A 12,456-nucleotide genomic window follows, 5' to 3' on the forward strand; every position below is an offset into this window, starting at 1 on the left:
GCTTGAATCCTGTTAGGCGATTGCACAGTATCTTACTGAAACCGGTTTCTTTTTTCTGTTGCGGACCTCATCAACAGCGTTTTGCGCAGAGTCATCACGATAGGGGAAGGGTATGTCAGGATTTAAAGCAGATTTCATGTGGGGTGGTGCTGTCGCTGCTCATCAACTGGAAGGTGGCTGGCAGGAGGGCGGAAAAGGCGTCAGCGTTGCTGATGTCATGACCGCGGGAGCGCATGGGGTGGCGCGTGAAATTACCGACGGTGTGATTGCCGGTAAAAATTACCCTAACCACGAGGCCATCGATTTTTATCATCGCTATAAAGACGACATAAAGCTGTTTGCCGAAATGGGGTTTAAATGTTTTCGCACCTCTATTGCCTGGACACGTATTTTCCCCTTCGGCGATGAAGAACAACCCAATGAGTCTGGCCTACAGTTCTATGATGACCTGTTTGACGAATGCCTGAAATATGGCATTGAGCCGGTGATTACGCTGTCGCATTTTGAGATGCCTTACCATCTGGTGACGGAGTACGGCGGCTGGCGCAACCGCAAGCTTATCGATTTCTTTGTCCGTTTTGCCAGGGTGGTATTCACTCGTTACCAGCACAAAGTGAAGTACTGGATGACGTTTAATGAGATTAACAACCAGGCAAATTATCACGAAGATTTCGCGCCCTTTACTAACTCAGGTCTGAAATACCAGCCAGGCGAAGACCGCGAGCCGGTCATGTACCAGGCGGCGCACTATGAGCTGGTGGCAAGCGCGCTGGCGGTAAAGGTCGCGCGTGAGATTAACCCGGAATTACAGATAGGGTGCATGATTGCCATGTGTCCAATCTATCCGCTGACCTGCGCGCCAGACGATATGATGATGGCGATGAATGCCATGCACCGGCGTTACTGGTTTACTGACGTCCATGTGCGCGGCAAATACCCGCGGCATCTTCTCAACTACTTTACCCGTCGTGGCTTTGAACTGGATATCACCGAGGAAGACCGTCAGGCGCTGACCGAGGGCTGCGTTGATTACATCGGCTTTAGCTATTATATGTCTTTCGCGACCCAGGCAACGGCGGACAACCCACAGCTGGATTATGATGAGTCGAAAAGCCTGGTTTCCAACCCGTACGTGCAGAAATCTGACTGGGGCTGGCAGATTGATCCGGTTGGCCTTCGTTATTCACTGAACTGGTTCTGGGATCATTATCAGCTGCCACTATTTATTGTGGAGAATGGGTTTGGCGCCATTGATGTGCGCGAGGACGATGGTACAGTTAACGACCAGTACCGTATCGACTACCTTGCCGCCCACATACGTGAGATGAAAAAAGCGGTGGTGGAAGATGGCGTGGATCTGATGGGATATACCCCGTGGGGCTGCATTGATTTAGTCTCTGCCGGGACAGGGGAGATGAAAAAACGCTACGGATTTATCTATGTCGATAAAAATAATGACGGTAGCGGGACATTAACGCGCTCACCTAAAAAATCTTTTTCGTGGTATCAAAAAGTCATCCAGACCAATGCTGAATATCTTTGAAATTCATAGCATTGACAGCAAGCCCCGCCATCAGTGCGGGGCTTGTTTTATACTCATCATTCAGACGCAAATGACTTTGGTTGATCCATATCAAGCGTATGCAGTGTTGCGCCAGAGAGGAAAAGCGGTATAATCCGGCGATTTTTTTTGTGGTTGCCATTCGTCTGAGGAAAGGAGAAGAGTATGAAGATCGTGGAAGTCAAACACCCACTCGTCAAACACAAGCTGGGACTGATGCGTGAAAACGACATCAGCACTAAACGCTTTCGTGAACTCGCCTCGGAAGTTGGCAGTCTGCTGACTTATGAAGCAACCGCTGGTCTGGAAACCGAAAAGGTGACCATTGAAGGCTGGAACGGTCCAGTTGAAGTTGACCAAATCAAAGGCAAAAAAATCACCGTTGTGCCTATCCTGCGTGCGGGCCTGGGCATGATGGAAGGCGTTCTGGAAAACGTTCCGAGCGCGCGTATCAGCGTTGTTGGTATGTACCGTAACGAAGAGACGCTGGAGCCGGTTCCGTATTTCCAGAAGCTGGTTTCTAACATCGATGAGCGTATGGCGCTGATCGTTGACCCAATGCTGGCAACCGGCGGCTCTGTTATCGCCACTATCGATCTGCTGAAAAATGCAGGCTGCACCAGCATTAAAGTGCTGGTCCTGGTTGCGGCACCGGAAGGTATCGCGGCACTGGAAAAAGCGCACCCGGATGTGGAGCTGTACACCGCCTCCATCGATCAGGGACTGAACGAGCACGGATACATTATTCCGGGGCTCGGCGATGCCGGCGATAAGATTTTTGGTACTAAGTAAACGAATAAGTGAAAAGAAGCCGACTTTAAGAGTCGGCTTTTTTTTGAATAAAACAACCCAATGGCTAATAACAAACAACACTCAGAGGAAAACACTATGACGCGCCGTGCTATCGGGGTGAGTGAAAGACCGCCGCTTTTACAGACAATCCCGCTTAGTTTGCAGCACCTGTTCGCCATGTTTGGCGCAACGGTACTGGTGCCAGTCCTGTTCCACATCAACCCGGCTACCGTTCTGCTGTTTAACGGCATTGGTACGTTGCTGTATCTCTTTATTTGTAAGGGTAAAATTCCCGCATATCTGGGTTCCAGCTTTGCCTTTATTTCCCCGGTGCTGCTGCTGCTGCCGTTAGGGTATGAAGTGGCGCTGGGCGGTTTCATTATGTGTGGTGTCCTGTTCTGCCTGGTTTCTTTCATTGTTAAGAAGGCAGGAACCGGCTGGCTGGATGTCATGTTCCCGCCTGCGGCGATGGGCGCAATCGTTGCCGTCATCGGTCTGGAGCTGGCTGGCGTTGCTGCAGGCATGGCGGGGTTACTGCCTGCTGAAGGGCAATTACCGGATTCAAAAACCATCATCATTTCTATGGTAACGCTGGCGGTAACGGTCTTTGGTTCCGTATTGTTCCGCGGTTTTATGGCGATTATCCCGATTCTGATCGGGGTGCTGGCCGGTTATGCGCTCTCCTTCGTGATGGGTGTTGTGGACACTACGCCGATTGCGCAGGCCCACTGGTTCGCGCTGCCGACGTTCTACACGCCGCGTTTTGAATGGGTTGCCATTCTGACCATCCTGCCAGCGGCGCTGGTGGTCATCGCCGAACACGTTGGACACCTGGTGGTGACGGCGAATATCGTGAAAAAAGATTTGATTCGCGATCCTGGCCTGCATCGTTCTATGTTTGCCAACGGTCTGTCTACGGTAATCTCTGGCTTCTTCGGCTCTACGCCGAACACCACATACGGCGAAAACATCGGCGTAATGGCGATCACCCGCGTTTACAGTACCTGGGTTATCGGTGGTGCGGCAATTTTCGCCATTCTGCTCTCCTGCGTGGGTAAACTGGCGGCGGCGATCCAAATCATTCCACTGCCGGTTATGGGCGGCGTATCGCTGCTGCTGTACGGTGTGATTGGCGCTTCTGGTATTCGCGTACTGATCGAGTCGAAGGTTGACTATAACAAGGCGCAGAACCTGATCCTGACCTCGGTTATTTTGATCATCGGCGTAAGTGGCGCGAAAGTTCACATCGGTGCCGCAGAGCTGAAAGGCATGGCACTGGCGACCATCGTTGGTGTCTGTCTGAGCCTGATTTTCAAAGTTATCAGCCTGCTGCGTCCGGAAGAAGTCGTGCTTGACGCGAAAGATGCAGACAGTCCGCAACAGTAAATCTCTGACCGGGCGGCAGCGCTGCCCGGTTCTATCGCGACGTATTTCTGTGTTAAACTCAACGCGATTTTATGAAATCCTGGGTTGAGGTATCTCTGAACACACCGGCACAGCTCTCTTTGCCACTTTATCTTCCTGACGACGAAACTTTCGCAAGTTTCTGGCCGGGGGATAACTCCTCTTTACTGGCTGCACTGCAAAACGTGCTGCGTCAGGAACATAGCGGGTATATTTATCTCTGGTCGCGTGAAGGCGCTGGCCGTAGTCATTTGCTGCATGCAGCCTGTGCGGAACTGTCCGCGCGCGGCGATGCGGTAGGCTACGTGCCGCTCGACAAACGCACCTGGTTCGTCCCCGAGGTGCTCGACGGGATGGAGCATTTATCGCTGGTTTGCATTGATAACATCGAATGTGTGGCCGGCGATTCGTTGTGGGAAATGGCGATCTTTGATCTCTACAACCGTATCCTGGAGTCGGGGAAAACGCGTTTGCTGATCACCGGCGATCGTCCGCCAAGACAGCTGAATCTGGGGTTGCCGGATCTCGCCTCACGCCTGGACTGGGGGCAAATCTACAAGCTGCAACCGCTTTCCGATGAAGATAAGCTGCAGGCGTTGCAATTACGCGCCAGACTTCGTGGATTTGAACTGCCGGAAGATGTGGGACGTTTCCTGCTGAAGCGTCTGGATCGTGAAATGCGAACGCTGTTTATGACGTTGGATCAGTTAGATCATGCGTCGATCACCGCCCAGCGTAAGCTGACCATTCCGTTCGTAAAAGAAATTCTGAAGCTGTAAGCGCCGCAGCCGAGAAGACTGCGGCAGGTTGCAGGTTAACCGACGATTTCCAGTACCTGCTCAGGCGGGCGTCCAATTCGAGCCTGACCTTTGGCAACCACAATCGGGCGCTCCATCAGTTTCGGGTTTTCCACCATTGCCTGAATCAGCGCATCTTCACTCAGATTTTTGTCCGCCAGGTTAAGCGATTTATAGAGATCCTCTTTCTGGCGCATCAGTTCACGCGCGCTGGCCATACCGAGCATTTGCAGCAGTTCGCGCAGGGTTGCTGCGTCAGCCGGCGTTTCCAGATACAACACCACTTCCGGGTCCACGCCGTTGGACTTCAGTAATTCCAGCGTTTCACGGCTCTTGGAGCAGCGTGGGTTATGGTAGATTTTAATCGCGTCTGACATGACTTCTCCTTGCATAACAATACTGCCGGATGGCGGCCAAAAGACCTTATCCGGCCTACATATTGCGTCTGACGTAGGCCGGATAAGACGCTACAGCGTCGCCATCCGGCAAAGGTTCGATAATTACATCTTCGTGTACGGTTTAAAGCGTTCTTGCAGCTGGCGTAGCTGGTCAATACGGGCATCGTATCTGGCCTGCTGCTGGCTACCCAGTTTCACCTGAGAGCTTGCGCTGCTGAGCATCGAAATAGCCTGATCCAGACGTCCCGCGAGGGCATACCCCTCCGCGCGCGCCGCCAGCTCCTGATCGCGGTTGCTCAGGTTGGCTTCCGTTTGCGCTAACAGATCCCAGCCGTTAGGGTCATCTTTATGGTTAAACGTATAGCGATTCAGGATGGTCGCCGCCTCTTTGGCTTGTCCACCCTGTAAATAGGCATTCGCCAGGTTGAGCTGCAGAACCGGGTTAGTGCGCAGGTCGCGGGCGTTTTTCAGGCGGTTAATGGCATCACTGGTTTTCTTCTGGCCGAGATCGATATCCGTTGCCAGGTCGAGATACCAGGCATTGTTAGGATCTGCCGCCAGCAGTGGTTGCAGCGCTTTACGCGCCTCGTCGTATTTACTGGCTTCCATCGCCTGCAATGCCCGGCCATACTGGGCCGCACGTTGCTCACGTACGTTGCCTTTCGACCAGCTACTCAGCAGGTCATCGGTCAACTGGTTACGACCAGAGTTGTACATGCCTAAGGTTCGTGCCTTAGCCAGATAAAAATCTTCTGACGACTGGACGACCACCGGGCGCATCTGGTTGGCGCGGTTACGGGCATCAGACAGACGGCTTTCCGGCAGGGGGTGAGTCAGCAAAATTTCCGGCGGACGCGAAGAGTAACGAGCCTGGTCGAGCAGTTTTTCCAGGAACGTTGGCATGGCCTGGGGATCGAATCCCGAGCGTTGCAGTACCTGAATACCAATGCGATCTGCTTCCTGTTCGTTTTGCTGCGTAAAGCTGATCATTCCCTGACGTGTACCCGCCAGCGTACCGGTCAGCGCCGCCATACCCGCCTGCGGGCTGGCCATTGCTAATAAAATTGAACCTAATGCGCCAACCCACGTTAGCGGTGCGCTGCGTTTCTGATCTTCCATGGCACGCGCCAGGTGACGCTGTGTAACGTGGGAAATTTCGTGCGCCATAACCGATGCCAGCTGGCTTTCGTTGTCGGAATAGCGGAATAGTGCGGAGTGCAGGACAACGTTGCCGCCAAAGAAAGCAAAGGCGTTGATTTCATCGTTGTTAATCAAAAAGAAGGTGAAGGGCGTTTTTACCGAGTCGGCGTGCGAGACCAGACGCATCCCCAGCGCATTAATGTATTGGGTGAGCAATGGATCGTTAATTAATGGCGCACTGCCGCGCAGTTGGCGTACGTAATAATCGCCCATCTGCATTTCCTGTCCTATGGAAAGCGTACTGCCTGCCGACGTTCCCATATCAGGCAGGGTGTCCGCAGTATCAGCAAATGCGGGCGCAACCTGACCGATAGTCAGTGCGGCAATGAGGGTAGCAACCAGGTTTTTTTTCAACTGCCTGAACATAACCTCTGTCCTGTATTCTTTTTTGAGATAGCCATTTGACCGATGCTGTGAAGTATCGTTCACACTCCGCAAGCTTACGGAGTGTAACTGCGAAACCTGATGATGAACACCCAGGAAAAATGTCTTTTCACTTTGCGTAATCAGCCATAAAAAGCGAAGTCTTTTTTGTGACATTTCGATACAATTCGGGATCGCAATCCCGCTATTGGGTTCATGGAAGGGTTTTATGCTCGAAATGTTGATGCAATGGTATCGTCGCCGCTTTAGCGACCCCGAAGCCATCGCCCTGCTGATTATTCTTGTTGCCGGTTTTGGCATCCTGTTTTTCTTTAGCGGTCTTTTGGCGCCGCTGCTGGTCGCCATTGTGCTGGCGTACCTGCTTGAATGGCCGACAGTGCGGCTGGAACATATTGGGTGTTCACGGCGTTGGGCGACATCGATTGTGCTGGTGGTATTTGTCGGTATTTTACTGCTGATGGCCTTTGTGGTGATGCCCGTTGCGTGGCAGCAGGGAATTTACCTGATCCGCGACATGCCCGGCATGCTCAATAAATTGTCTGATTTTGCCGCCACCTTGCCACGACGTTACCCGGCGCTGATGGATGCGGGCATCATTGATGCGATGGCGGAAAATATGCGCTCGCGAATGCTCACCATGGGCGATTCGGTGGTGAAATATTCGCTGGCCTCACTGGTCGGTTTGCTGACGCTGGCGGTTTATCTGGTGCTTGTCCCGTTGATGGTGTTCTTCCTGATCAAAGATAAAGGCCAGATGCTGAACGCCGTGCGCCGGGTGCTACCGCGTAATCGCGGGCTGGCGGGACAGGTATGGAAAGAGATGAACCAGCAAATCACCAACTATATCCGCGGGAAGGTGCTGGAAATGGTGGTGGTCGGCGTAGCGACCTGGCTCGGCTTCCTGCTGTTTGGTCTCAACTATTCGCTGTTGCTGGCGGTGCTGGTCGGGTTCTCTGTGCTGATCCCGTATATCGGCGCTTTTGTGGTGACGATTCCGGTGGTTGGCGTGGCGCTGTTCCAGTTCGGGCTTGGCACCGAGTTCTGGAGCTGTTTTGCTGTGTACCTGATAATCCAGGCACTGGACGGCAATTTGCTGGTTCCCGTGCTGTTCTCCGAGGCGGTCAATCTGCATCCACTGGTGATTATTCTCTCCGTGGTGATTTTCGGCGGTCTGTGGGGATTCTGGGGCGTATTCTTTGCGATTCCTCTGGCGACGTTAATCAAAGCGGTAATGCATGCCTGGCCGGATGGTCAGGTCGTTGACGAACCCTAATCTGCAAGATCCGGCGATATCATGTCGCCGGATCTGAACTTGTCTGACCTCTATCCACTCTTTCTGAATAATCTCCTCTGGTGTCGTTTTTCTCCGCGTTTGTCTTTAACTTGACCATCGTGATGTCTTTTAGTCACACAAGGATTAAGGCCAACAGGAGAACAAAATGGGTCACAGCACACACACGCAGCAAAAGGTGGGATGGGGCGGTTATCTCGCTTTTTTTATTACGATTATTCTTTTTTCCGGCATGTTTGCGAAAAGTACCGAATGGTGGCGGGTCTTTGACTTCACCGTCCTCAACGGTGCGTTTGGGCAGATTAATGCTGCGGGCGACACGGCGGTCTCTTTTCGTGGCACAGGGGGGATGGGGGCAAAAGACGGCTTCTTATTCGCGCTTGAGCTGGCGCCTTCCGTCATTCTTTCGCTCGGGATTATTTCTGTCACCGAAGGGCTGGGTGGGTTGCGCGCGGCACAACAGCTGATGACGCCGGTCCTGCGTCCGTTACTGGGCATTCCGGGTATTTGTTCGCTGGCGTTGATTGCGAATTTGCAAAATACCGATGCCGCGGCCGGGATGACCAAAGAAATGGCGGAAGAGGGCATTATCACAGAGCAGGAACGCGCTATTTTTGCCTGCTGGCAAACCAGCGGCAGCGCATGCATTACCAACTATTTTTCTTCTGGCGCAGCGCTGTTTACGATGGTGACCGTTCCGGTGATTACGCCGCTGGCGGTGATCCTTGTCTTCAAATTTGTGGGCGCGAACCTGTTGCGTGTGTGGATCGCGCAGCTGGAAAATCGCCGTATGCAGCAGGAGGCGTGAGATGACAACGCAGGTACGTAAAAACGTCATGGATATGTTTATCGATGGCGCACGGCGCGGGTTTACCATTGCAACAACCAGTCTGTTGCCTAACGTGGTGATGGCGTTTGTGATTATTCAGGCGCTGAAGGTGACAGGGCTGCTCGAGGTTGTAGGGCGGGTATGCGAGCCGGTAATGGCGCTGTGGGGGCTACCGGGGGAATCTGCCACTGTGCTGCTGGCAGCGGTGATGAGTATGGGAGGCGGGGTCGGCGTGTGCGCCAGCCTGGTTGTCGCCGGTACGCTTTCGGGACATGATGCCACGGTGTTGTTACCGGCTATCTACCTGATGGGAAATCCGGTGCAAAATGTGGGCCGTTGTCTGGGGACCGCGGGGGTTCATCCTCGTTATTACCCGCTAATTATTGCGGTATGCGTCATTAATGCGCTGCTCTCTATTTGGGTTATGCAGGTTATTGCCTGACAAGGAAGGTTATGAACTGTTCAATTCTTGATTTGACGTTGTTCCAGCAGGGACACGTGTATGCGCCGGAAGATTTAGGGCGACAGGATATACTGGTCTCCGGCAGCAAAATTGTTGCCATCGCCCCGTCAATTTCTCCTGAAGACTTTCCCGGTTGCGAGTGTATCAATCTTGACGGCGCGATTGTATGCCCAGGATTTATCGATCAACACGTCCATCTTATTGGCGGCGGTGGGGAAGCGGGGCCGCATACCCGCACGCCGGAAGTGCGCTTGTCACGGCTGGTTGAAGCTGGTGTCACGTCGGTGGTGGGTTTGCTGGGTACCGATGGCATTACCCGTCACCCTGAATCGCTGCTGGCAAAAACCCGCGCGCTGGAGTTTGAAGGTATCAGCGCCTGGATGCTGACCGGGGCGTACTCTCTGCCTTCCCCGACGATCACCGGCAGCATCGATCGCGACGTGGCGCTGATTGATAAAGTTATTGGTGTGAAATGTGCGGTTTCGGACCATCGTTCTTCAGCCCCGGATACCTCGGCGCTGGCAAATATGGCGGCGCAGTCGCGTGTCGGCGGATTGTTAGGGCGCAAACCGGGGATCAGCGTTTTCCATATGGGCGACAGCCAGCGCATGCTGGAACCGTTGTACCAGATCCTTGACTGTTGCGATGTGCCGATTACTAAACTGTTGCCGACACACGTTAACCGTGCGGAACCGCTGTTCCAGGCGGCGCTGGAGTATGCCCGTAAAGGCGGTTATATCGACATTACCAGCAGCATTGATGAGCCCGTCGACCCGGCCACGGCTATCGCCACGGCGCTGCGCCAGAACGTGCCGCTGTCGCGCATTACCCTTAGCTCAGATGGCAACGGCAGCCAGCCGGAATTTGATGAGCTTGGCAATCTCACCGGCATCGGTGTCGCGGGGTTTGAATCACTGGCTGAGACGGTGCGCCAGTTGGTGAAGGTTCATGCCATACCGCTGGAACAGGCGCTGTGTCCGCTGACGCGTACGGTCGCAGAATTTTTGGCACTGGAGCATAAAGGGCGTCTGGCGGTGGGATGCGATGCGGACATTCTGGTGCTCAACGACGCGCTGGAAGTTCATCACCTGTGGGCGAAGGGAAAAGCCGTAGTCAGGGAGCAGAAAGCGTGTGTGAAAGGGACGTTTGAGTAACCGGGCGGTCATCTGCCGGATGTCGACGCTAACGCGTCTTATCCGGCCTACGTGCGTGCATTTGTAGGCCGGATAAGGCGTTCACGCCGCCATCCGGCATTTCACGGTCAGGCGTTCTCTTTCAGCCAATTCATTACCACGTCGTGGTGGTTACTGGTTTTGAAGTCATCAAACACATGCTCAATTTTCCCTTCGGCATCAATCAGGAAGCTGATGCGGTGGATGCCATCGTAGGTTTTGCCCATAAATGACTTCTCACCCCAGACGCCGAACTGCTCGCAAACCTGATGATCTTCATCGGACAGGAGCGTGAAATTCAGGACTTCTTTCTCCGCGAATCGGGAAAGCTTCTCTGGTTTGTCGGTGCTGATCCCCAGCACTTCAACACCCGCTTTTTTTAACTCATCCATGTTATCGCGCAGGCCGCAGGCCTGTACGGTACAGCCGGGTGTCATGGCTTTCGGGTAAAAATAAACCAGAACACGCTGTCCCTGGAAGTCGGTTAAATTTACTTGTTCTCCGTCTTGATCCGGCAAGCTAAATTTCGGTGCGATATCACCGGCTTTCAGTGGGTTCATTACTTAACTCCATCCTGTTCATCATGCTGTGAGTAATTGACGACGTTAATACTGCCTTGCGCATTGAGTTCTGTACAGAGTGCTTTAAACGCATCTTCAATATTTGCCGAATCATGTGACGCAGGACTATGTGCGGTAATTTGAATAAACAACTGCGCCGCCTTTCCATTCTCAGCCGGTTGCGTGCGTGAAACCAGTTCCGCAATATTCATTTGGTGGCTGTCAAACAGAGCGGTGAAGCGTTCAATCAAATGGGGAGAATCAGGGACATCGACCTGCACCCATACCGTAGCAGGCATTGCCGGACGGGGGCGCGCGGTTGTGCGCTTCATCACAATGAGTAAATCCAGCTCTGCGCCTTTTAATGGCAGGGTTGATTCAATCAGGGTGATGGCATTCCAGGTGCCCGACAGCAACATGATAAACGTGAACTCATCACCCAGCATGGCCAGTCGGCTGTCTTCGATATTACAGCCGCAACTGCTGACATGACGCGTGATGGTGTTCACAATTCCTGGGCGATCGGCACCCAGCGCAGTAATGACCAGATAGTGTTGCGATGACGATGTCAAACCTGTTCTTCCTTTGAGCGGTGAGGTAATCATAAGGAAAGCATAAAAAAAACATGCATACAACAATCAGAACGGCTCTGGTCGCTTGCTTTTATTGTCGTACCAAACGTACCATTGAGACACTTGTTTGCACAGAGGATGGCCCATGTTCACGGGAAGTATTGTCGCGCTTGTTACGCCGATGGATGAGAAAGGTAAAGTCTGCCGGTCGAGCCTGAAAAAACTGATTGATTATCATGTCGCCAGCGGCACCTCGGCGATCGTTTCTGTTGGCACCACCGGTGAGTCCGCCACCCTGAGTCATGATGAACATGGCGATGTGGTGATGATGACGCTGGAACTGGCTGACGGGCGTATTCCGGTGATTGCCGGAACCGGTGCCAATGCGACCGCGGAAGCCATTAGTCTGACGCAGCGTTTCAACGACAGCGGTGTTGTCGGCTGCCTGACGGTGACGCCTTACTACAACCGCCCAACCCAGGAAGGTTTGTTCCAGCATTTCAAAGCCATCGCTGAGCATACTGACCTGCCGCAAATTCTGTATAATGTGCCGTCCCGTACTGGCTGCGATATGCTGCCGGAAACCGTTGGTCGTCTGGCGAAAGTTAAAAATATTATCGCTATTAAAGAGGCCACGGGGAACTTAAGTCGCGTTCACCAGATCAAAGAGCTGGTTTCGGACGACTTTATTCTGCTCAGCGGTGATGACGCGACCGGACTGGATTTTATGCAGCTCGGTGGTCATGGCGTGATTTCCGTAACGTCTAACGTTGCGGCACGTGATATGGCTGAAATGTGCAAACTGGCGGCAGCCGGGCAATTTGCCGAGGCGCGGGTGATTAACCAGCGTCTGATGCCGTTACACAACAAACTATTTGTCGAACCCAATCCTATCCCCGTGAAATGGGCGTGTAAGGAGTTGGGACTTGTGGCGACCGATACGCTACGTCTGCCGATGACGCCAATCACGGACAATGCTCGTGAAATCGTCAAAGCGGCGCTTAAGCATGCCGGTTTGCTGTAAAGTTTAGGG

Annotated in this window: 13 protein-coding genes; 9 read left to right on the forward strand and 4 right to left on the reverse strand. The window is 53.1% G+C overall.

Translation table 11 applies throughout. From position 1 onward, the window contains the following. The first annotated feature begins 112 nt into the window (after positions 1-112). From LY264_RS06875 to LY264_RS06890, 4 genes are all read left to right on the forward strand, one after another. Positions 113-1,543 carry a 6-phospho-beta-glucosidase gene (locus LY264_RS06875; RefSeq protein ID WP_048224988.1) on the forward strand — a complete coding sequence of 477 codons (1,431 nt, stop codon included), beginning with the start codon at positions 113-115 and terminating at the stop codon, positions 1,541-1,543. Between the two features lie 183 nt (positions 1,544-1,726). Next, a complete protein-coding gene (upp, locus tag LY264_RS06880; protein WP_003835110.1) occupies positions 1,727-2,353 on the forward strand; it encodes a uracil phosphoribosyltransferase in 627 nt (208 codons plus the stop codon). A 96-nt stretch (positions 2,354-2,449) separates the two neighbouring features. Beyond that, positions 2,450-3,739 (forward strand): uracil permease, encoded by a 1,290-nt coding sequence (gene uraA, locus LY264_RS06885; RefSeq protein ID WP_003835107.1) that lies wholly within the window; start codon positions 2,450-2,452, stop codon positions 3,737-3,739. Between the two features lie 95 nt (positions 3,740-3,834). Beyond that, positions 3,835-4,536: a DnaA inactivator Hda gene (locus LY264_RS06890; RefSeq protein ID WP_211924219.1), complete on the forward strand. Its 702-nt coding sequence runs from the start codon at positions 3,835-3,837 to the stop codon at positions 4,534-4,536. Positions 4,537-4,571: 35 nt separating this feature from the next. On the opposite strand, the gene arsC is transcribed toward LY264_RS06890, so the two are convergent. Continuing rightward, positions 4,572-4,931 (reverse strand): arsenate reductase (glutaredoxin), encoded by a 360-nt coding sequence (gene arsC, locus LY264_RS06895; RefSeq protein WP_048215795.1) that lies wholly within the window; start codon positions 4,929-4,931, stop codon positions 4,572-4,574. A gap of 123 nt (positions 4,932-5,054) precedes the next feature. Further along, positions 5,055-6,518, reverse strand: a complete 1,464-nt coding sequence (bepA, locus tag LY264_RS06900; protein WP_008785438.1) for a beta-barrel assembly-enhancing protease — start codon at positions 6,516-6,518, stop codon at positions 5,055-5,057. Positions 6,519-6,744: 226 nt separating this feature from the next. Here bepA and LY264_RS06905 point away from each other — a divergent pair, with 226 nt between their 5' ends. The 4 genes from LY264_RS06905 (at position 6,745) to iadA (ending at position 10,273) form a co-directional block, all read left to right on the forward strand. After that, positions 6,745-7,809: an AI-2E family transporter gene (locus LY264_RS06905; RefSeq protein WP_003037941.1), complete on the forward strand. Its 1,065-nt coding sequence runs from the start codon at positions 6,745-6,747 to the stop codon at positions 7,807-7,809. 166 nt (positions 7,810-7,975) lie between these two features. After that, positions 7,976-8,635 carry a nucleoside recognition domain-containing protein gene (locus tag LY264_RS06910; protein WP_032944189.1) on the forward strand — a complete coding sequence of 220 codons (660 nt, stop codon included), beginning with the start codon at positions 7,976-7,978 and terminating at the stop codon, positions 8,633-8,635. Between the two features lies 1 nt (position 8,636). Beyond that, positions 8,637-9,098, forward strand: a complete 462-nt coding sequence (locus tag LY264_RS06915) for a YjiG family protein (RefSeq protein ID WP_003835099.1) — start codon at positions 8,637-8,639, stop codon at positions 9,096-9,098. Between the two features lie 11 nt (positions 9,099-9,109). Then, positions 9,110-10,273 carry a beta-aspartyl-peptidase gene (iadA, locus tag LY264_RS06920; protein WP_048224985.1) on the forward strand — a complete coding sequence of 388 codons (1,164 nt, stop codon included), beginning with the start codon at positions 9,110-9,112 and terminating at the stop codon, positions 10,271-10,273. Positions 10,274-10,380: 107 nt separating this feature from the next. Here iadA and bcp read toward each other — a convergent pair whose 3' ends face one another. Together bcp and LY264_RS06930 are read right to left on the reverse strand one after the other, a co-directional pair. After that, a complete protein-coding gene (bcp, locus tag LY264_RS06925; RefSeq protein ID WP_003835095.1) occupies positions 10,381-10,851 on the reverse strand; it encodes a thioredoxin-dependent thiol peroxidase in 471 nt (156 codons plus the stop codon). After that, positions 10,851-11,423, reverse strand: a complete 573-nt coding sequence (locus LY264_RS06930; protein WP_003037954.1) for a glycine cleavage system transcriptional repressor — start codon at positions 11,421-11,423, stop codon at positions 10,851-10,853. Before LY264_RS06930 ends, bcp begins: the two co-directional genes overlap by 1 nt. Positions 11,424-11,568: 145 nt before the next feature. Between LY264_RS06930 and dapA the strand changes: the two genes are divergently transcribed. After that, entirely contained in the window at positions 11,569-12,447 is an 879-nt protein-coding gene (gene dapA / locus LY264_RS06935; RefSeq protein ID WP_003037957.1) for a 4-hydroxy-tetrahydrodipicolinate synthase, read from the forward strand. The last annotated feature ends 9 nt before the right edge of the window (positions 12,448-12,456 follow it).

The sequence above is a fragment of the Citrobacter portucalensis genome, assembly GCF_023374935.1.
In the GTDB taxonomy this organism is placed as follows: Bacteria; Pseudomonadota; Gammaproteobacteria; order Enterobacterales; family Enterobacteriaceae; genus Citrobacter; species Citrobacter portucalensis.